The organism is Absicoccus intestinalis, from assembly GCF_033971885.1.
Lineage (GTDB): Bacteria > Bacillota_I > Bacilli_A > Erysipelotrichales > Erysipelotrichaceae > Absicoccus > Absicoccus intestinalis.
Genome location: NZ_JALBUS010000004.1, coordinates 162,356 through 183,405 on the forward strand (window position 1 = coordinate 162,356; position 21,050 = coordinate 183,405).

A 21,050-nucleotide genomic window follows, 5' to 3' on the forward strand; every position below is an offset into this window, starting at 1 on the left:
AAAAGACGCAAAGGAGCGCTGAAATTAATCAGCGGCTCCTTTGCCTAAAGCGATAACACTCTCTTTGATGATCTCGACAGCTTTGTCGCAATCTTTTTCATCGATGATTAGTGGTGGAATCAATCGAAGAATATGTTGGCCAATGGCCGTTGTCAATAAATGACGATGTAAACATTCATGTTTCAAATCCGTACTATTGATGGTTTCATCAAATTCAACACCAATCAATAGTCCTTGATGTCTAACTTCTACGACATGTGGTAATTTTTCTAATTTAGCACAGATATAATCTCCCATCTTCTTAGCATTACCTGCTAAGTCACGATCTAACAATTCATTGACTTCCGCTAAGGCTGCGGCACAACATACGGGATGTCCACCAAATGTCGTTCCATGCGAACCCATATCAAATGCAGTAGACACTTCTTCGGTAGCACAAATGGCACCAATTGGCATGCCACCACCTAAGGCTTTAGCCATCGATACGATATCGGGTTTCACACCATAATTCATATAAGACATCACGGCTCCCGTACGACACCATCCGGTTTGCACTTCATCGATCAACAACAACATGCCCTTTTCATCACAGAATTCTCGCAATCCCGTCAAGAACTCTTTGGTTGCTGGATGTACGCCACCTTCACCTTGAACCGGTTCAACCATGATGGCAATGGTATTTTCGTTGCATGCATCCTTGAATGCATCCAAATCATTATATGGAGCATAAGAGAATCCATAGGTCATTGGTCCAAATCCAACTTGACATCCATTACCAGGTTGTCCCGTCGCGGACATGGCACCAAATGTACGACCATGGAAACCATTTTTGGCGGTTACGATATGATAACGGTTCGGTCCATAATGTTCGATTCCATATTTACGAGCCATCTTGATCATGGCTTCATTGGCTTCCGTACCTGAGTTTTGGAAGAAAATCTTATCCATACCAATGGTTTCACAAACTTTTTCGGCTAATAAAGCTTGAGGAATCGTATACGGATAGTTAAATGTCTGCATGATATCTTTACATTGATCTTGAATAGCAGCCACAACTTTTTCATTACAGTTACCAGCCGAGTTTACTGCGATACCGGCATAGAAGTCTAAGTATGGTGTCCCATTTTCATCATACATGTACTGATCTTTGGCGGTTTCTGCTAAGAAATCAAAACGTTCATACGTTTCGATCATGTACTTGTTGACCTTTGCCTTAATGTCTTCAAATGTGAGTCCAGTGTCTTTCAGTTTCATTGTTTGCTCCTCCTAAGCAGCAAAAAAGCGCTATCCATCCAAATGAATAGCGCCTTTGCTTTGTCTTTTATTTTGTACAACCATACTTTAGCATAAGCTTTTTTCATTTTCAATACCCATTTTCAGTAATATTTTTACAATTTTTCATTCATTTTCAAACAATATATTGTACACAAAAATTAGCGTATACTGGATCATTTTAAAGATCCGGCCATAAAAAAACAGGAAATATAACATTTCCTGCATTTATGAATAGTCTGCAAAGAACGACATAAATACACATGTATCTTTGCCTATGTTCGTATAGATATGAAACTGATCCGATTCAAAACGGAATACGTCACCCTTACACATTTGATACGCCTTCCCACCTACCTTGATTTCCAGATTACCTTCCAACATTGTAATATATTCTCTGGTATGTGTGCCATGACTACCCGCTTCATAACAATTCCCTGGTAAGATTTCGATTCGATATATTTCCATCTGATGATTATCCTGAAATGGAAAACACGTCCAAACTTTGTATTGTCCATCAACGTCCTTGGTTGGCACTGTATCTTTCACATGCACGAGGAAGGTATCATAAGCGGGTGTACGAATCAAATCCTCAAATTCAATGCGCATGCCACTGGTAATTTTAGCTAAGACACCAATCGAGGGATTGGCACTGCCCCGTTCAATCTGCGAAAGCATGCTCTTGCTTACACCGGTTTGTTCGGCAATCACATCTAGGCTCAAATTTCGTGCTTGTCGAATGCGCTTTAAATTGGTTGATATATTATGACTGATGTAATCCATAGACAATGGCTTGCTCCATAATATCGAGTCCGGCTTCCAGTTGCGCATCAGTCATGACCAATGGCGCCAAGAAACGAATGACATTATTATACGTGCCTGCTCCTTCCACTAACAAGCCATGATAGGCACAATACTGAATGATTGTTTTTGTCAATTCCGGATCTGGCTCTTTTCCATCTTTCACAAATTCAATCCCAACCATTCCACCAAGACCACGCACATCACCCACGCAAGGATATTTTTTCTGCATTTGATGATAACGATCCACTACTTTTTGACCTATTTTCAGAGAACGATCCGCTAAATGATCACGTTCCATTACTTCGATAACTTTTAGAGCAGCGGCACAAGCCAACGCATTTCCACAAAAAGTTCCACCAATTGTGCCTGGGGCCGGTGCATCCATAATTTCTTTTCGAGCAATAATGGCTGAAAGGGGTACCCCACCCGCAATTGATTTTGCACTCGCAATAATATCCGGTTGTACACCGACTTCTTGCCAATATTCACTCGCAAACATCTTTCCCGTACGGCAAAAACCAGATTGAACTTCGTCCGCTACCAATAAGATACCATTTTCATCACAAATGCGACGAACAGCTTGGATCCATTCCAATGGCGCTGGAATAAAGCCACCCTCTCCTTGCAGGGGTTCAACGACCATGGCCGCAATCGTATTGGCTGCTCCGCATTCTTCAAACACTTCTTTGATCGAATCAATATAATAATCTAATAAATCTTCTTCCGGCATACCTTCAGGACAACGATAATAATAAGGGAATTTGGCACGATATACCCCATCTGGGAAAGGGCCCATATCAACCGCATAGGCTTTTTTTGATGTCATGGCCATGGTCATCAAAGTACGACCATGAAAAGCTCCAGAAAAGACGATCACATTGGGACGTTTGGTGAATGCCTTCGCAATTTTAACCGCATTTTCATCGGCCTCCGCTCCTGAATTCGCAAAGAATGCTTTTTTTTCTTTCCCTTTGACAGGGGCAATTTCACATAGTTTTTCAGCTAAAGATATATAGCCTTCATGCGTGGTGACATTCATCATCGAGTGAAAATATTGATCGGCTTGATTTTTTACGGCTTCTACGACTTCAGGTTGGGAATAACCTATATTTAAAACACCAACACCGCCAACCCAATCTAAGAAGCGATTGCCATCTACATCTTCGATCATAGCACCTTGCCCGCGAGAAATAACACATGGATACACACACCCAATCGCATTTGGAACTATTTTATGACGACGATTCAGGATAGCTTGTGCTTTGGGACCAGGCAATGTCTCTGTTTTGATTTCTGGTAAAGCATCTTTTAACATATACTACCTCCTCAAACGCAAAAAAGAGCATATGGAAAAACCATATACCCTCTTTGGCATGCATTTATTTGTTTACTATTATATACAAAACTGACATTTTTACAAGTTAATTTAGCGGGGAATCATCGACTTTCGCCAAACATTGATTCATAAAAAGAATCAATGGCTCATTTTCCAAAACAATAATAAATGGCATCATGTTGAACATCACTTCTTCGATTGTTCCGGGTTGATACATTCCACTCTGTAGATCGATGTCGTCTTCCTCCAAATCACCCGACACAAAATTTTCAAACTCAGGAATCTTATCATCCAATTCTAAGATGTATTTACGTGCTTGATGGTAATTGCCAACACGATATGCCGTAATCGCTTCAAAAAAGAGCATAGCCACATTTTCGGATGCATCATACAGATCAATCAAATGATCTAAATCCTCCGCATCTTCCATCATCATATAACATCCAGCCAGATCAAATCGAGCACCTAGATGATCGTTTTCATCCAGTTCTATCAAATCTTGTAAAATACCAATCGCCATCGTATACGAATGCATATCTAAATATTGTCTTGCCAACGTATATAAAGTACGCATATATGGACGTGTTTCAAAAATCATCCAAAATTCGCCCTGATTTTCTTCATCAAAATAACCATTGGCTTTCAACTTTTCTTTTTCTTCATTTAAAAGATTGGTCCATTGATGAATCCGGTCAATGGGATCATCATACTGAAGCGAAACCAATTCGGTTTTCGCATCTAATAAATCAGGATTCAATTCGATGGCTTGTTGAAGCAGTTTTTTTGCTTCTTGAGCGTTTTCCTGTTCCATGGCTTGATCAAATAGATCATAGGCTTGGTCCTTATCTTGTTCATATTCGCCCGCATTATATTCTTCCAAAAATTGTTGTAACAATTCATCTACATCGTCATCTTTGATTTCATCTTCGTGCTGGTCTAACCATGCATTCAGTGCGCGTATTGCTGCCTCCGTATCTCTTGACATCATTGATCCTCGATTTCATACATATCCTTGAATAATTGCTTTCCCGCTCTTGTTCGGAAAACCTTTTGATAAAAAGCTTTACGAGTCTGCGCATCATAGTGGCTCTCATCCGCATTCACCAAAAAATCAGCTTCGACAAGAATCTGATAATCCAAGCCATCAATATGTGTAAATGTATGATGATGTCCAACTAAATATACAATACGCTCTACTTGTTCCTTAGTGCAGCCCGTATCTTGTAAAAATTCATAGGTGAGTGGCATACCTTCTTTTTCTTGATACGTACCGGCTGTATTCCCATATTTCTCACGACATAGAGGACAAGCAATATCGTGGACGATGGACGCTACTTCTACAATAAATTGTGTATCTTCATCCAAATTTTCCAATTCTCCAATGGTTTTGGCATAGGCCCAAACCTTTGTCAAATGGGCAATATCATGTAAATTATGATCCGAATAATTGATCATTTTTTCAAAAATTTCTGCTACATTCATATATTTATTATACCTGTATCGATCTATTTCAACAACACTGGATTGAAAGGGCTATGCTTGTTTTTCTTGATCTAAAACCTGATGTAAATTTTGAATCACATCCGATACTTTATAGGATCTTAACTCCTTCTCAAAATCTTTTTGTATTTGTATCAATTGTCCATCTAAGACCTTATGGATATTTCGTCCTACCGGACATTCTGGATTGGGATTTTCATGGAAATGAAAGATTTCTTTTTCACCGGCATTTACAGCTGTATAAATATCAAAAAAAGTCACTTGATCCAGCGGTTTTTCAATGGTGACATCATTCTTGCCACGATGGCTCATGATGATACCCGCTTTTTTCAGATTGGACATCACACCACGCACGATCACAGGATTAGCCCCGATACTTTTGGCTAAAAAGCTACTATTTACAGGTACACTTCCATGAAATGTATCAATAGCCGCTAAAATATGTATCGCAATCGTAAACTTACTTGTGATTTGCATGTTTGTTCTCCTTTTATATGTTTTGATCTGAATGCAACATAGGATATCGCTGTCGATCAACCAAAGTAGCCACAAAATCATTTGCTGGATGATCGATCAATTCCTGGGGACGATCAAATTGAATGATTTTTCCATGATCCATGACCAACACTTTTGTGCCCAATAGCAATGCTTCCTCAATATCATGGGTCACAAATAAAATCGTGATCCCCGTCTTCTGATGGATTTGTTTGATTTCCTTTTGTAGTTGTGAACGCGTGATCGCATCCACAGCGCCAAATGGTTCATCCATCAATAGAATATCTGGACTCGCTGCCAGGGCTCGGGCAATGCCGACACGCTGTTGCTGACCACCCGATAATTCATAGGGATAACGATCCATCATCGATTTATCCAACCCCACGATATCCATCGATTTTTGTACAGCATCTTTGGTTGCTTGTTTATTCCTTTTATTTTTCAGGCTCGGTACATACGCAATATTTTCTCGCACCGTCATATGTGGAAATAAAACACTCCCTTGGATCGCATATCCAATATGACGACGTAATTGAATCAAATCAACATCTTTAATATTTTTTCCATTCACAAAAATATCACCAGAAGTAGGCAAAATCAAGCCATTGACCATTTTTAACAGCGTTGTTTTACCACATCCTGATAAACCGACGATAGTCACAAATTCACTTTGATTGATCGATACATTTAAATCATCAATGATCCGATTTTGATCATACATTTTTTTGACATGCTTCATTTCAATTACTGGATTCATTGGATATGTTCCCTTTCTAGAAATGCCTTGGCTACTGCTTTCGGTTCTTTCTTTTGTGTTTCTACTTGATCATTCATTTTTGCCATGTCAGTATCACTGATCGTGTTATTTAATTTTTTCAGAACATGACGCAATTCAGGGTGTTTCCGTAAAACTTCATTGCGGACAACATTTCCGCATTGATAGGAAGGATAAAAATGTTTATCGTCTTTTAATACGACCACATCAGCTTTTGAAAGCTGCCCATCCGTTGTAAAAATATTCATCACATCGATTTGTTTGTCATTGATAGCTTGATACTTTAAGCCAATATCCATATCTTTTGTAGAAGCAAAATGGAAACCATAGGTCTTACACAATGCATCATAGCCATCTTCACGTTCAAAGAAATCATATTCAGCACCAAAGATCAATTGATCCGATACCTTCGCTAGATCAGAATATGTATGCAGACCATATTGTTTGGCAATCTCTTTTCGAACAACCAAACCAAAGGTATTATTAAACCCATACATACCAACCCAAGACATATCATATTTTTTGTCATAGGCCTGTTCCAATTGGTAGAATAACTTCTCTGAATACGTTCCCTTCCTTTTTAGCACCATATTCCAAGCGGTACCGGTATATTCTGGATACAAATCAAAGTCGCCTTTTTCCATACCGGGTTGGATATTGGATGTTCCGCCACCTACTCCCTGTGTGATTTCCACTTTCAAATTTGTATCTTCTTCAATCAAGATTTTCAACATTTCACCGATGATATATTCTTCCGTCATTGGTTTTGTCGCAATATGAATGGTGTCTTGTTGAAAAGGAACAAACAAATTGGTAATAAATATACCACAAACTACGAAAACCGTGATCCACATCGGTTTATTTTTCTTATGTTGTTTCCATCGTTTTTCAACGATGGATAAAATACCATCCGCCAACAAGGCCAATCCGGCAATCAACAAGCTCCCTGCTAAGGTCATTGCTGCATTATTTGTGGTAATACCTCGATAAATGGCAACTCCCAATCCTCCAGCACCAATAAAAGAAGCAATACCTCCCAGAGCAATGGTCATCGTGACCATATTTCGAATGCCTGATAAAATGACTGGCATCGCTAAGGGAAGCTTTACTTTCCATAAGGTTTGAAACCGTGTCGAACCCATACCGGTGGCGGCTTGGATAAGGACCGGATCAATGGTTGTAAGACCTGTATAGGTATTGCGAACCATGGGCAACAAAGCATAAATTGTCAAAGCGATGATAGCGGTAGCATTGCCAATACCTGAAAATGGAATCAAAAAACCCAACATCGAAATGGATGGAATCGTATAAAGAAAATTGATCGTATTCAATGTCGGTTTGGCACTCTTTTGAAATTCACTGATCAAGATGCCTACTAGACCACCAAAAACAATCGCAATCAAGATCGCAATCAAAGAAATTTCAATGTGTTCCATCAATAATCCGGAAAAGAAATCCCATCGATTGATCAATAAGGAAATCATGATCAACCTCTACGATCGATGGCATGTACTGGACAATTTTCATAGCACAAACCACAATGCAGACAGTGATCTTGTTCAATGAAATAGGGAGTTCCCGATTGAATGCATTGTTGCGGACAATTTCGCATGCATGTCCTACAACCAATACAAGCATCGGAAATCAGAAAACCATGTTGTTGGACAACTTCTTGATCCAAACGAAAACTTTGACGATCAATTGGATGTTTTCCGAGATCAAAAAATTCGATTTGGCCATTATCCACCACAAAAGGTTCCAAAATATAACGAGAATCTCCTGGATAGACATCATTCATGACTGGATTGGCTTCAAAAATACGATCGATCCAAACTTTCGGATTGTTTAATTGTTTGACTTTTCCATGTAAGCGAATCATTTGAAAATCGGTATTCAAACCGGTTATCGCAATATGTGGATTCTGGGTAATTTGATCATAAAAATCCTTTCCGCGTGCTGTACAAAAATACAACTTTTTATCTTCAATTAACATCACATCAATCATACGATTATGCGGCATTCCTTCTTTATCAACCGATGCAAAAGATACATCTTTGATCATTCTTAACATTTGTAGACATGCTTGTGCATTCATATGGTTTCCTCCTGATTTCTACATTTGTAATATATATTATTTCATTTATATCGTCAATATTATTATTACATTTAAAATCTTTGTAAAGAAACCCGATTTTCTTGGAATGGATGATATAGTAAAGCCATGAAAACAAAGAGAGAGATCGAGACCTATATTGCCTACTATAAGTCGGCTATCAAACAAAAAAAGAAATTGATTCAAGACTATCAAAAAAAATTGAATAAGTTGATTGAAAAAGAAAAATTTAAAGATATCCCTTTCTATGCCACATTGATTTCTTGGAATACCTATGAGATGGAAGCGCAAGAATTATGTTTAAAGGGATTAAAGAAAATTGACAAAAAAGAACAAATTGATCAATTGATCGATGACTACTCCAAAAAAATTGACAAACAAAAAACCAAGATCCACGGTGTGGATCCGGACTTAAATGAATCAACCATTGAGATGTGGTATGAAACCATCGCCAATAGTGATTTGATGCACCATCTCGTGAAATACCAAGGATGGTCGATGTTTGTAGAAGACTTAAAAGCCATTCAAGAAAAACTATATAATTAGACACCGATCTTCCCCGACCATGCTTTGATACAAGAAAGGGTCGGTATCCCCTTCCGTATTGATTAAAAGGATCGAAGCATCTTGTTGAATTTGAAATTGATTTCGCAATGCATCACTTTTTACGATTTGATCCACCAATCCCATGGTCAAAGCGCCGGATGGACCCGAAATGATATCATTGGTTTTCAACACATGCATGCCCCGAATAGCTGCATCATCTTCACATATACAAATACAATTTACTTGTTTTTGGATGATGGGCCACGTGATCAAACAAGGGATACCTCGATTGAGATGCGTCATGATCGTCGGTTGACATACTACCGATGATCTTTTTGTTTGTTCCATAGAAACATATAAACAAGGTGAGCTTATGGGCTGTACAATAATCAATTGGGCCTTAGGATACATGTGATGAAAAGCATCGATCATGCCACCGGCCATGGCACCGGTTCCCGCTTGTAAGAAAATATGTGTAGGTGTCGTAGAAATTTGTTGTTGGATCTCTTTGGCCATGGTCAGATATCCTTCAATGATCCAAGTTGGAATTTTGGTGTACCCATCCCAAGCTATATCTTGTAGCAAGATCCCATCGTTATCTTTGGCCCATGCCCTTGCTTTTTGGATGGCTTGATCATAGGAACCATCGGTTATCACCACTTGTACATTCTTTCTTTTTATCTGATTTTGATAGATCTTGCTGGATCCTTTTGGGATCAAAAGATAGGACGAACAGCCAAATAATGAAGTTGCCCAAGCCATAGCAACCCCCTGATTTCCATGGCTTGCACACACAAAGGTCACTTTCGAATGATCCATTGTCCGCAGTTTTGCCAATGATGTAGTTTGTGGATCCAAATGATTTCGTTCGCATAAAATGCGAAACATCGCATAACTGGTGCCCAATCCCTTAAAGCTTTTTAAGCCCAACCGTTGGGATTCATCTTTAATAAAGAGATTTTTCAAATGATGTTGACTTGCATAAACTTGCCAATCCACCAATGGTGTAGGGATGTAATTGGGTAGTTGTCGATGAAAGGAAATGGCATCTTGAGAAAATGTTGGTGGAATTTCTTTCCTATTTGTATTGATAAATTGCTGCATGTTAATACCTCAATTTTAATTTGGATAAATCAACATCCACATCATAGCCCAGTGATTCTAAATATTGAGCCATGCCTTTTTTTGCGAGATCCACATGATTTTTGGGAGCCACGGTCACACAATCAATCGGTAAAGTATCTAACTGAATCTCGATATAAGGCAATAAAAAGCCTTCTTTTTCACGAAATAATATTTTTTGTTTATGCGGGTTTCGGAAAACGATTCGATATTCTTTTTCTGCCGCAAATTCTTCTTGTTTAAAGAAAAGTGCATACGTATTTAATTTTCGTTTCAACAAAGTAAAATCGTCGTCTTTTTTTACATTGGCAAACAATTCTTCAATCAAATGTTTTTGCACTTCTCGCGTATAAATGACGTGGCCATGATAAAATATGTCTTGTTTCTTTTGGATCTGGCTCAGCAATTCATCGGCTCGAAAAGCGACATTATAACCGGTATTGTCACCGAATTCGGACCAAAGCGTAATACTATCTTTATCGGTAGAAAAAGAACAAACAAATGTATCATGTCGTTTGGATTCTTCAATCGTATTCACGACTTCGGATAATAACAATTCTTGTAGACTCGAATCGGGTAATTCATCAATGACTTCTTTGGTCACATGTGTAATATAATCCATTTCATTGGTGTCATTGAGAAAACTACTTTTGGTTGCATATAGAATTTTGGTTGCCAAAATGCTCTTTAAGCTGCTGCATTTTGTGTAATGATATAAATTGTCTTTCTTTGGGATGTGTTTAATTTTAAGTTCCATAACACTATTATAATAAAAAATGGATAAATCATCGCTGATTTACCCAAATCTTTACAATATTTTGCATATGCTCATCGATTGCTTGACGGGCTTTACCGTGTATACCCAAATGATAGCCAATTGGCAACATCGATCGTGGTAGAAGTTGATTCTTTTTTTGATCATATTGAAATGGCATATATACACACGTACTCGCTTTTTGTATTTGTTGTAAAACAAGATCATCCATTGTCCCAAAACACATCAAGAATCCTCGAATCGATGAGATATCTACCTTGGTGATATCGGGATTGGTCACGATGGTCAATGTGACTTGTGGATAGGTTGCCGCTACCGCCAAAGCGATGTGTGAACGTTCGCCCAGTTCGAGTAGGCCAATCTTACGAATGCCTTGGGAATGTAAAAAGCTAATGATTCGACCAAAAGCGGTGATATCCGCATGGGCAGGGGCGACAAAAACATGACAGTGATTACGATGAGCCCACCGAATCGCAGCGGATGTCCATTTTCCTTTGTCAATCAGGATCAACGTATGCACTTTTGCGAGAGTCGTCTGGTAGAACGTTCCCTCTTTGATTTGAATTTCTTCCATAGCGACTCCTTTCGTTTCTATTTTGCTTTTCCTTGATTTGCGACCGCCTTCATTTTGGCTTGGATCGTTTCAGCATCACCTAAATAGTAGTGATCTTTCACTTGAAATGCTTCGTCAAATTCATACACCAAAGGGATACCCGTTGGAATGTTGACACCAACGATGGCTTCCTTATCCATCTTTTCAAAATATTTGACCAAAGCCCGGATCGAATTGCCATGGGCGGCAATCAACACGCGTTTTCCGGCTTCCATATCTTTTTTTATGTTGGCTTCAAAATAAGGAATGACACGATCGATCGTGGTTTCTAAGCTTTCTGCCAAAGGCAATGCTTTGGCATCCACATTGCGATACATCGCTTGATTGGCAGGATTCCGATCATCTTCAACTTCCAATAGGGGTGGCTTTACATCAAAAGAACGACGCCAGATCTTTACTTGATCTTCCCCATATTTAGCAGCTGTATCGGCTTTATTTAAGCCTTGTAGCGCTCCATAATGACGTTCATTTAAATGCCAGCTCTTATAAACAGGCAACCAATTGCGATCCATTTCATCCAAAATGTGATTCAACGTATGGATGGCTCGTTTTAGATAGGATGTATAACATACATCAAAATCATAACCTTCTTGTTTCAATGTCTGGCCAGCTTGAATGGCTTCTTGATGTCCTTTTTCACTCAAATCGACATCAGTCCATCCCGTAAAAAGATTGGCTTTGTTCCATTCACTTTCGCCATGACGTACTAATACTAATTTCATATTCATATATCTCCTAGTTAGCTTATGCTAACTTCAGTATATCCTTTATTCTCTAAATGTCAATCGCATTTGATGCCAACATACACCACCATGGACACTCTTATCACTGATTCCTTCATCCCTGAAACCAAATTTCGCATAATAAGATACCAATGCATCTTTACAAGTTAATACAAGTCCTTTTCTATTTTGACTTTTGGCATCACGAATCACTTGTTCCATTAAATGTGTAGCACACCCTTTGTTTCGATAGGAAGGCAATGTATTCAAACCAAAGATCATTTGCCATTGTCCGGCTTCATCATGCATACTGGCTACTTCATACATGACATCACATAGATCTTTTTGGTTGGTCACAAACCCATCCACAAAGGAAACAATTTGATTTTCATCGATCAACAACCAGAAATGATTCCCATAATATTGAATTCGTTTCACAAATTCGTCTTTGGTTGCTGCTTCGGCTTGAGGAAAACAAGCCGATTCTATCGATGCAATCGCATCTAGATCGGCCATCGTTGCATGTCGAATGCTCATAGACATTGTTTCGCAAATTCCTTTGCTTGTTCCAATTGAGCTTGGCTGGGTTTATTTTTAACATAGAACGTCTCTGGTACCACTTTAATTCCTTTTTCTTCTAGTTGTTTGCGCATCAGATCCAAGCTATGTTTCGAGATCCAAGAAGTTGAAAATAAAACGGCTTTCTTCACGTTTTTTGCATCGAGCTCATTTAAATATTTTTTTAAATGTTTATCTAATCCATAGGCATATAATGCCCCACCCACAAATAACGTATCAATGGATTGGGTGATTTTGGCATCGGCCTGATCAACCGAAATGGCGGTCGTACCAATCGCTTGTGCTATGGCATCAGCCACTAATTTCGTGTTACCGGAACGAGAATAATATCGAACTGCATTCATATCTAAATCCTCCTTTAATCGGAAATATCGGCATCCAATTGTACATAGAAAGAGTAAATCGGATACTTTCTTTTTACTTCATTCACAATTTCTTGATAAAGTGCATGACGATCTTCGACATCAAAATCAATAATGATATCAAAACGAATTTGTCGTTTGCCATTATCCAAATAAAAACCGTGCATTTGCAGAACATGTGGATGGCTCATGACCATCTTACGGATATCCGCTTCAATGATCGCGGATGATTCATCATTGACATTTTGCGCATAAATCGAGATACCAGTCAAGGTGACACCTGTATCTTTGTATGTTTTTTCGGCAATATGACGCTCTAATGTATCGAGTTCTTTGGCCGTCATATTGGATGGTACTTCAATATGTACCGAACCTATCAAACGATCGGGTCCATAATTATGAATGATCAAATCATAGGCACCTTGCACTCGATCAAAGGTCTCAATGCTGGCTTTCACTTTTTGCGTAATATCTGCATCGATTCGTTCTCCTAATATTTCACTGATCGTATCTCGCAACATTTCAAAACCGGACTTAATGATCACAAACGCAATGATCAGACCCAACCAGGCTTCGATACTGATATGGCAGAAAAGATATAGGATAGCTGCAACCAAGGTAGAAGTAGAAACGATGGAATCATTCAAAGCATCCTGACCAGAAGCAACCAAAGCATCGGAATCTTCGGTTTGACCAACCTTTTTAACATACGATCCCAAAACAATCTTTACAATGATGGCCACAAAAATAATGAGCAAAGTCACAATGGAATAGGTCGCGGTTTCCGGATGCACAATTTTTTTGATGGATTCTTGTAGAGAAGTAATGCCAGCATATAAAACGATAACAGAGATAATCGAAGCACTTAAGTATTCAATGCGTCCATATCCCAAGGGATGTTTTTTATCCGGTTCCTTACCTGCTAACTTTGTGCCAATGATCGTAATCAAACTGCTCAAGGCATCACTTAAGTTATTGACCGCATCCAATGTGATGGCGATGGATCCGGAAATCAATCCAACAATGGCTTTAAAAATGGCCAACGCAATATTTGTCACAATACCTATGATACTGGTTTGAATGATCTTTTTTTGCCTACTTTGATTCACAAGCATAACCTCCTAATATTGTATATAAAATTTCATACAGTTCCTTGGCTTGATTCTTCTTTATTGGAAAACAAGAACCAATTTTCAAAGGAACTTCTTTGACTTGGTCTTTCATTGCTTTTCCTTTATCGGTTAGATAGATCAAAACTTGTCGCTCATCTTGGGGATTGCGTTTTCGTTCGATCCATCCTTGTTTTTCCATTTTCTTTAGCAATGGTGTCAATGTGCCATTATCTAAGAATAAACGATCACCAATATCGCCTACCGGAATGCCGTCTTGTTCCCATAGAACCATAAAAGTAATATATTGCGTATACGTAATACCCAATGGTTTTAAATACGGGGTATATGCGCCTACGACTTTACGAGCTGCTGCATACAATGGAAAACACAATTGATTTTCTAATTTTAATGCATCCATTTAAATCAATTCCTGAACAGCTTGTTTCACTGTTTCCATATTTTCTGTTGGTTCAAAACGTGCAACTACATTTCCCATTCGATCAACCAAAAATTTCGTAAAATTCCATTTAATATCTGGATTGTTTTTATAATCTTTATCGATCTTTTTTAACATGGCTGACATGGCCAATGCTTTCGGACCTTTGCCAAATCCTTTAAAGCCTTGTTGTGCTTTTAAATAGGTATACAATGGCAATTCGTTTTCACCATTCACATCGCTTTTGGTCATTTGATCAAATTGGGTATTGTATTTCAATGTACAAAATTGATGAACTTCATCATCCGTTCCTGGTGTTTGCCCTGCAAATTGGTTACATGGAATATCGATAATTTCAAATCCTTGATCATGAAATTGTTCATACATGGATTCTAAATCTTTATATTGTGGAGTAAAACCACAACCAGTTGCGGTATTAACAACTAAAACAACTTTCCCTTGATAGTCTTTCATCGAAATTTCTTCATGGTTACGATTGGTTACGCTATAATCATAAAAATTAGTCATACGCCTTCTCCTTTTTATATTTTATACAATTGTATTTTATACAATATTTTTATTTTGTCAAATCTCTTTGAAATAAATTTTTAATTTTGATAAAATGCAACTCGGACAGAAAAATAGTTTGATCCAGCGGGTAGCATGGATGTTGGTAGACATCTCCATGTTGCCTTTTTTTATTTTAAGGAGGGAGAATCGTATGCCAAAAACAAAGAAACAAGGAATCATTTTTGGTTTGATCATGTCCTATGCCATGGCTTATGGTATGGAAGTCTACAACACCGCCATCAAAGACGGATTTACCCTGCGTCTTGGTGGATTTAGTACCATGACGAATCATGTTTTTCTACAAGCATTATTGGAAGCCCTTTATATGGGCGTCTTTGTCTTTATCATTTCCAATTTATGGGGAAATCGCTTTGGTGCCAACTTTGCCCAAAAAGTTGTGGATCCACAAAAGGATAATCCTTATTTTTGTCGATTGATGCGTCAAGCTGGAACCGTAGCCATTATGTGTCCAAGCATGAGCATGGTTGCTTCAATCCTATTCAATGTTATCTTAGCCCATCAAGCCATCTATAACTTACCTGCTATTTGGGTAGGTACGGTTTTAAAAAACTTTCCCATGGCTTTTTTCTGGAACATGTTTGCGGCCGCTCCATTTACGCATTGGTTTTTCAACAAGATCTATTCCCATTAAAAAAATATGCACTCGCATATTTTTTTAATCTTTGATCAAATTTCCTTTTTTGATATTATCTTGTAAGATATCATCAATCACTTCATACAGTCTTTCGGATCCCATTTTGGTTTTTACTTGTCTGCCATAAACTTGGCTAGCATGCACATGGTGTTCTTTCCAATCTCCACCATGATTGCTGTTGTTCAAAAGCAGCGGTTGCAAATTATCCATGGCATGTGCAAATCGTGCTTCTGCCGTTTCATTGGCTTCGAATTCATCAAAGATGGCGATCATCTCTTCTTTTTGATCCTTGGGCAATAACGCATAAATACGCTCTTTGGCAGCATTTTCTCGTGCTTTTTGAGTGGCAAGACCCGCTTTGTCATAGGCATAGGTATCACCCGCATCGATTTCTACAATATCATGGATCAAGCTCATGATCATGACTTTACAAATATCAATCGGTTCATTCGCATATTCTTTCAAGATATAGGCCATGATTGCCATATGCCAAGCATGTTCTGCATCGTTTTCACGTCGTCCATGATTGGTTAAATGCGTTTGTCGAAAGATATTTTTTTCTTTATCAATTTCTAAGGCAAACGCAAGTTGTTTCTGAAGTCGTTCTTCCATTTTTTCACATCCTTTGCTTGTATTATAGTGCATTATCGAAAAACTGCTCGAATTTTTAGAGCAGATAGTCCATAATAAGTAAGCATGACAAAAGGAGATATTTATGATCATTCAACAAATTGATCCTAATTTATTAGAACTTGGTAAACAAGCAGAGATAGATTGTAAGGAAATATATGCACAAATGGATGAGATCTGTTTAAAAAACTCAGATCGTGTTTTATCGGCTTTTATCGAAAATCAGGTATCCTATACCGATTTTGCGGAAATGAATGGATATGGTGAATTTGATGAAGGTAGAAACAAACTAGAACGAATTTTTGCGAATGTATTAGGATGTGAAGATAGCTTGGTCCGTCCTCAGATCATGAGCGGCACCAATGCCTTATATTTAACGTTTTCGGCTTTACTAAAACATGGCGAAACCATGATTTCCTTATCGGGAAAACCCTATGATTCGTTGCAAGAAATGGTTGGTTTGATTGGGGATTCTACACAATCTCTAAAAGCCTATGGGGTAAAATATGAACAAATTGATCTGGTCAATAATACTTTTGATGAAGAAAAAATCGTCCATCGCCTGCAAAAAAGAGATGTAAAATTAGTAGAAATCCAACGTTCTCGCGGTTATTCTTCTCGACATTCTTTATCGATCGATCAAATGGCTCATGTGATCCAAGCCATTCGCCGTGTCAATCAAGATGTGATCATCATGGTTGATAATTGCTACGGTGAATTAGTAGAAACCCTGGAACCCGGTCATATCGGGGCTGATGTTGTCGTTGGTTCTTTAATGAAAAATCTAGGTGGTGGTGTTGCTTCGAGCGGTGGTTATATTGCTGGAAGAAAAGATTTGATCCAAATGGTTGCCGATCGACTCACGGCTCCTGGTATTGGCAAAAATCTAGGTGCCAATTTCAATCAAAACAACGCTTTTTTCAAAGGCATCTTTATGGCACCGACAGCCGTTCGAAATGCTTTAAAAACCCAAGTCTTTGCTGCATATATGTTGGAAAAATTAGGCTATACAAATGTTTCACCAACATGGCAGGAGAAGCGTACGGACATCATTCAAACGGTTGAATTGGGGAGTGTTGATGATTTGGTGCAATTTACTCAAGGTATTCAATCGGCTTCACCCATCGATTCTTATGTTCGGATCATGCCCGCCCCTATGGCTGGATATCCTTTTGATGAGGTCATGGCTAGTGGTAGCTTTACCAATGGTTCCACCATTGAATTAAGTGCCGATGCCCCTGTCGTTCCGCCTTACACTTTATATATGCAAGGTGGATTATCCTTTGAATATGGAAAATTATCCATTCTCCTTGCCCTAACGAATATTCAAAAAACAAAATCCAGTGGAAACTGATATCCACTGGATTTTTATATACTTCCCATTTGTCCACCATCGATGCGAAGGATGGAATTGTTGATATAATCAGCTTGGTCACTGATCAAAAACTTGACAAGATGGGCAACTTCTTCTGGTTTTCCATAGCGTTTGACCAAAATCTTTTCGCATTCCGATTGAAGAAAATCAGCATCATATCCCTCCAATTCGCTTTCTGTACCTATGAATCCAGGTGCAATCGCATTCACATGAACATAGGGTGCAAATTGAACGGCTAGATCATGAGTCAGAGCATTTAATGCAGCTTTGGATGTATCATAATCAATGCTCATTGGATAATACGTATTCATTCCATTCGTAGAAGAAATATTGATGATACGTCCATATTCTTGTTTCAACATATGAGGATAGACTCGTTTCGCACAATTATAAGCTCCAACTACATTGACGTCTAACGTTTTGCGAAATTCATCGGCTGTTTTTAAATGAAAGAGATTGGATAAATCGATCCCTGCATTATTGATGAGAACATCTACACCGCCTAGTTTCGATTCGATCAACGTCACCATTTGGTCAACTTCGTCTTCTTTGGATACATCCGCTTGTATACACAAACAAGGAACACCATACAAATCTTGGATTTGATCTTGTACTTCTTTTGCTTCTGTTTGAGAAGAACGATAATTGATCACGATCGCATATCCAGCTTGAGCCAATTCAAACGCAATCGCTTTGCCAATACCCTTGGATGATCCCGTAATTAATACAACTTGATTCATATTGAAAAAAAGAGCTTATCTCTAAGCTCTTCCTGCATACTTGCCATCTTCGGTATTCACCAAAACTTTTTCGCCTTGCGCAATAAATTGAGGAACGCGAATCGTTAAACCTGTGTCTGTCACTGCATCTTTCGATTGCGTCGATGGAGCACCTTTGATAGCTGGTGTTGTTTCCACAATGGTCACTTCTACTTTGCCAGGAAGGGACAGAGTCAAGCATTCTCCTTCAAAGAAAACTAAACCAACATTCATGCCTTCGGTCAAGAAGTTTTTATTGAAACCAACTTGTGCTTCATCCAATTCATACATATCGTATGTTTCATTATCCATGAAATAATAAACACCACCCGATTCATAAGAATATTGGGCTTCTTTTTTCTCAATGATTGCTGCTTCGAATTTTGTATTCGCGTTGAAATTTCTTTCTTGCGTAGAACCCGTTTTTAAGTTCTTCATCTTTGTTTTTAAAATGGCAGCTCCTTTACCTGGCTTTACATGCATAAAATCTAATACTTGCCAAGGATCGCCATCTACCATAACTGTTAATCCTGTTTTAAAATCTCCAGCTTCAATTGCCATACTTACTCACCTTTACCTTTTACCAAACTATTTTACCAAGGAAGTCATGGATATTCAATGAGAAGATGGAAATCAAATTAAAATGCCATCCAAATGATCGATTTCATGCTGAATAATTTGAGCGGTCCATCCATGAAATACTTGTCTCTTTTTATGAAAAGAAAAATCTTGATACTCTACTTCAATCGTTTGGTATCGTGTTGTTTTACGAACCCCATTTAACGATAAGCATCCTTCTTCTGTTTCAAAAGGGGTTATTTTCTTCACAATTTTAGGATTAAACATAGCCATAAGAAAAGGCCCAACATTCACAACAATGATGGCTTTGGGAATACCAATCATGTTGGCAGCCATTCCTACACATTCCTTGCTGTGAGCTTGCAGAATATCTATCAAATCACGAGCAATCGAAATATCATTTTTCGTAGCTGGTTTTGCTTTTTGTTTTAAAACAAAAACATTTCTTTCAATTGGTTTGATCATCTTTTATCTATCTTCCTATTACCATTATATCGAAAAAGACTGGGACTTGCCCAGCCTTCCTCTTATTTCACAAATCTTCTTTTAAAGAATACGATCACAAGTAACGAAAGAATAGTAGTGAGTGAATAGAAGCGTACATTGGTTTCTGCACCCGTATTGGTTCCATTCGATTGATCCGTCTTCTTACCACTCGTCTTATTGGAAGAATGCGTATTGGTTACAATATAACCCTTGGTCGCATCGCCTGTAATGACTGACTTATATCCCTTTGGAACAGATACTTCCGCAATACTATATTCGATGGTTTTACCCTTCTTCTTGGCATCTAGATCGGTAAAGGATCCATTCCAATTGTTGTCCGCATTCAAGATCAATGTCTTATCGGTCTTTTCACCATCCGCCAAAAGCTGTACGGTAATTTTTTCTGGTCGGATGCCATCTCTATTATTACCATCCTTCCAGACTTTCTTTACATTGACACTGGTCTTACCCACAACATGGGTATTGATAAAATCATTGCCTGTCTGGGTCGTAGTGTAATCCTTAACGGCATCTTCACTGACCATATAGTCGATCTCTTGTCCTTTTTCATATTTTGGCAATCCGGTAAACTGATAGCTCCAGTTGCCATCCTTATCCGCTTTGACCTCTTTACTATCAATTTCTGTACCATTGGCCATCAAACGAATCGTGATACTGTCTGGTCGAGTATTGTCCTGGTTGTCGTTATCTTTCCAGGTCTTCGTACCGCTGATATCTACCGTTTCCGTCTTATGCGTATTGGTTACAATATAACCCTTGGTCGCATCGCCTGTAATGACTGACTTATACCCCTTTGGAACAGATACTTCCGCAATACTATATTCGATGGTTTTGCCCTTCTTCTTGGCATCTAGATCGGTGAAGGATCCATTCCAATTGTTATCGGCATTCAAGGTCAATGTTTTATCGGTCTTTTCACCATTGGCCAATAATTGTACCGTGATCTCTTGAGGGCGGATACCATCCTGATTCTCCGCATCTTCCCAGACCTTCTTTACATTGACACTGGTCTTGCCCGCATCATAGGTATTGATAAAATCATTGCCTGTCTGGATCGTAGTGTAATCCTTAACGGCATCTTCACTGACCGTATAGTCGATCTCTTGCCCTTTTTCATATTTTGGCAATCCGGTAAACTGATAGCTCCAGTTGCCATCCTTATCCGCTTTGACCTCTTTACTATCAATTTCTGTACCATTGGCCATCAAACGAATCGTGATACTGTCTGGTCGGATATTGTCCTGGTTGTCGTTATCTTTCCAGGTCTTTATTCCACTGATATCTACGGTTTCCGTCTTATGCGTATTGTTGATGATATATCCTTCCGTCGCATTGCCACTGATTTCGGATGTATATCCCTTCGGAACAGATACTTCCGCAATACTATATTCGATGGTTTTGCCCTTCTTCTTGG

At 38.6% G+C, this 21,050-nt stretch carries 26 protein-coding genes; 3 read left to right on the forward strand and 23 right to left on the reverse strand.

Annotated elements, in window-relative coordinates; translation table 11 throughout:
• Positions 1-24: 24 nt before the first annotated feature.
• From MOZ64_RS04075 to MOZ64_RS04115, 9 genes are all read right to left on the reverse strand, one after another.
• Positions 25-1,254 carry an aspartate aminotransferase family protein gene (locus MOZ64_RS04075; protein ID WP_320325331.1) on the reverse strand — a complete coding sequence of 410 codons (1,230 nt, stop codon included), beginning with the start codon at positions 1,252-1,254 and terminating at the stop codon, positions 25-27.
• 246 nt (positions 1,255-1,500) lie between these two features.
• A complete protein-coding gene (locus tag MOZ64_RS04080; RefSeq protein ID WP_320325332.1) occupies positions 1,501-2,055 on the reverse strand; it encodes a helix-turn-helix domain-containing protein in 555 nt (184 codons plus the stop codon).
• Positions 2,036-3,391 carry an aspartate aminotransferase family protein gene (locus MOZ64_RS04085; RefSeq protein ID WP_320325333.1) on the reverse strand — a complete coding sequence of 452 codons (1,356 nt, stop codon included), beginning with the start codon at positions 3,389-3,391 and terminating at the stop codon, positions 2,036-2,038. Before MOZ64_RS04085 ends, MOZ64_RS04080 begins: the two co-directional genes overlap by 20 nt.
• Before the next feature lie 106 nt (positions 3,392-3,497).
• Positions 3,498-4,397, reverse strand: coding sequence for a tetratricopeptide repeat protein (locus tag MOZ64_RS04090; protein ID WP_320325334.1), 900 nt, complete (start codon positions 4,395-4,397; stop codon positions 3,498-3,500).
• On the reverse strand, positions 4,397-4,894 hold the full coding sequence (locus MOZ64_RS04095; protein WP_320325335.1) for an HD domain-containing protein: 498 nt from the start codon (positions 4,892-4,894) through the stop codon (positions 4,397-4,399). Before MOZ64_RS04095 ends, MOZ64_RS04090 begins: the two co-directional genes overlap by 1 nt.
• Before the next feature lie 51 nt (positions 4,895-4,945).
• Positions 4,946-5,389: an Rrf2 family transcriptional regulator gene (locus tag MOZ64_RS04100; RefSeq protein ID WP_320325336.1), complete on the reverse strand. Its 444-nt coding sequence runs from the start codon at positions 5,387-5,389 to the stop codon at positions 4,946-4,948.
• Between the two features lie 13 nt (positions 5,390-5,402).
• Entirely contained in the window at positions 5,403-6,164 is a 762-nt protein-coding gene (locus MOZ64_RS04105; RefSeq protein ID WP_320325337.1) for an ATP-binding cassette domain-containing protein, read from the reverse strand.
• Positions 6,161-7,666, reverse strand: a complete 1,506-nt coding sequence (locus MOZ64_RS04110; protein ID WP_320325338.1) for an ABC transporter permease/substrate-binding protein — start codon at positions 7,664-7,666, stop codon at positions 6,161-6,163. Before MOZ64_RS04110 ends, MOZ64_RS04105 begins: the two co-directional genes overlap by 4 nt.
• Positions 7,667-7,668: 2 nt before the next feature.
• On the reverse strand, positions 7,669-8,277 hold the full coding sequence (locus tag MOZ64_RS04115; RefSeq protein WP_320325339.1) for a 4Fe-4S binding protein: 609 nt from the start codon (positions 8,275-8,277) through the stop codon (positions 7,669-7,671).
• A 126-nt stretch (positions 8,278-8,403) separates the two neighbouring features.
• Here MOZ64_RS04115 and MOZ64_RS04120 point away from each other — a divergent pair, with 126 nt between their 5' ends.
• On the forward strand, positions 8,404-8,841 hold the full coding sequence (locus MOZ64_RS04120; RefSeq protein ID WP_320325340.1) for a hypothetical protein: 438 nt from the start codon (positions 8,404-8,406) through the stop codon (positions 8,839-8,841).
• On the opposite strand, the gene MOZ64_RS04125 is transcribed toward MOZ64_RS04120, so the two are convergent.
• From MOZ64_RS04125 to MOZ64_RS04165, 9 genes are read right to left on the reverse strand one after another with little or no spacing between them, the layout of a single operon-like run.
• A complete protein-coding gene (locus tag MOZ64_RS04125; RefSeq protein WP_320325341.1) occupies positions 8,830-9,945 on the reverse strand; it encodes a diaminopropionate ammonia-lyase in 1,116 nt (371 codons plus the stop codon). The two genes, MOZ64_RS04120 and MOZ64_RS04125, sit on opposite strands and share 12 nt — an antisense overlap.
• 1 nt (position 9,946) lies before the next feature.
• Positions 9,947-10,720: a DUF2971 domain-containing protein gene (locus tag MOZ64_RS04130; protein ID WP_320325342.1), complete on the reverse strand. Its 774-nt coding sequence runs from the start codon at positions 10,718-10,720 to the stop codon at positions 9,947-9,949.
• A gap of 28 nt (positions 10,721-10,748) precedes the next feature.
• Positions 10,749-11,312, reverse strand: coding sequence for a hypothetical protein (locus MOZ64_RS04135; protein ID WP_320325343.1), 564 nt, complete (start codon positions 11,310-11,312; stop codon positions 10,749-10,751).
• 17 nt (positions 11,313-11,329) lie between these two features.
• Positions 11,330-12,073, reverse strand: a complete 744-nt coding sequence (gene gpmA / locus MOZ64_RS04140; protein WP_320325344.1) for a 2,3-diphosphoglycerate-dependent phosphoglycerate mutase — start codon at positions 12,071-12,073, stop codon at positions 11,330-11,332.
• A 45-nt stretch (positions 12,074-12,118) separates the two neighbouring features.
• Positions 12,119-12,616: a GNAT family N-acetyltransferase gene (locus MOZ64_RS04145; protein WP_320325345.1), complete on the reverse strand. Its 498-nt coding sequence runs from the start codon at positions 12,614-12,616 to the stop codon at positions 12,119-12,121.
• Positions 12,607-12,996 carry a flavodoxin family protein gene (locus MOZ64_RS04150; protein ID WP_320325346.1) on the reverse strand — a complete coding sequence of 130 codons (390 nt, stop codon included), beginning with the start codon at positions 12,994-12,996 and terminating at the stop codon, positions 12,607-12,609. The genes MOZ64_RS04145 and MOZ64_RS04150 overlap by 10 nt, the downstream gene beginning before the upstream one ends.
• A 14-nt stretch (positions 12,997-13,010) precedes the next feature.
• Positions 13,011-14,123 (reverse strand): cation diffusion facilitator family transporter, encoded by a 1,113-nt coding sequence (locus MOZ64_RS04155; protein ID WP_320325347.1) that lies wholly within the window; start codon positions 14,121-14,123, stop codon positions 13,011-13,013.
• Positions 14,110-14,544 carry a MarR family winged helix-turn-helix transcriptional regulator gene (locus MOZ64_RS04160; protein WP_320325348.1) on the reverse strand — a complete coding sequence of 145 codons (435 nt, stop codon included), beginning with the start codon at positions 14,542-14,544 and terminating at the stop codon, positions 14,110-14,112. The genes MOZ64_RS04155 and MOZ64_RS04160 overlap by 14 nt, the downstream gene beginning before the upstream one ends.
• Positions 14,545-15,090 carry a glutathione peroxidase gene (locus MOZ64_RS04165; protein WP_320325349.1) on the reverse strand — a complete coding sequence of 182 codons (546 nt, stop codon included), beginning with the start codon at positions 15,088-15,090 and terminating at the stop codon, positions 14,545-14,547.
• Positions 15,091-15,283: 193 nt separating this feature from the next.
• On the opposite strand from MOZ64_RS04165, the gene MOZ64_RS04170 reads away from it, so the two are divergent.
• Positions 15,284-15,784, forward strand: coding sequence for a DUF2798 domain-containing protein (locus MOZ64_RS04170; RefSeq protein ID WP_320325350.1), 501 nt, complete (start codon positions 15,284-15,286; stop codon positions 15,782-15,784).
• A gap of 24 nt (positions 15,785-15,808) precedes the next feature.
• Here the strand turns inward: MOZ64_RS04170 and MOZ64_RS04175 are convergent, their stop codons facing one another.
• The gene (locus MOZ64_RS04175) at positions 15,809-16,399 is read right to left on the reverse strand and encodes an HD domain-containing protein (protein WP_320325351.1); all 591 of its coding nucleotides are present in this window, start codon (positions 16,397-16,399) and stop codon (positions 15,809-15,811) included.
• A gap of 103 nt (positions 16,400-16,502) precedes the next feature.
• Here MOZ64_RS04175 and MOZ64_RS04180 point away from each other — a divergent pair, with 103 nt between their 5' ends.
• Complete coding sequence (locus MOZ64_RS04180; protein WP_320325352.1) at positions 16,503-17,771, forward strand: methionine gamma-lyase family protein; 1,269 nt, start codon at positions 16,503-16,505, stop codon at positions 17,769-17,771.
• A gap of 14 nt (positions 17,772-17,785) precedes the next feature.
• On the opposite strand, the gene MOZ64_RS04185 is transcribed toward MOZ64_RS04180, so the two are convergent.
• The 4 genes from MOZ64_RS04185 to MOZ64_RS04200 all read right to left on the reverse strand — a co-directional run.
• Entirely contained in the window at positions 17,786-18,532 is a 747-nt protein-coding gene (locus tag MOZ64_RS04185) for an SDR family NAD(P)-dependent oxidoreductase (RefSeq protein WP_320325353.1), read from the reverse strand.
• A gap of 21 nt (positions 18,533-18,553) precedes the next feature.
• Complete coding sequence (gene efp / locus MOZ64_RS04190; protein WP_320325354.1) at positions 18,554-19,111, reverse strand: elongation factor P; 558 nt, start codon at positions 19,109-19,111, stop codon at positions 18,554-18,556.
• Positions 19,112-19,183: 72 nt separating this feature from the next.
• Positions 19,184-19,594: a peptide deformylase gene (locus MOZ64_RS04195; protein WP_320325355.1), complete on the reverse strand. Its 411-nt coding sequence runs from the start codon at positions 19,592-19,594 to the stop codon at positions 19,184-19,186.
• A 62-nt stretch (positions 19,595-19,656) separates the two neighbouring features.
• Positions 19,657-21,050, reverse strand: a 1,394-nt coding sequence (locus MOZ64_RS04200) for a Cna B-type domain-containing protein (protein WP_320325356.1), incomplete at its 5' end; no start/stop codon positions are given.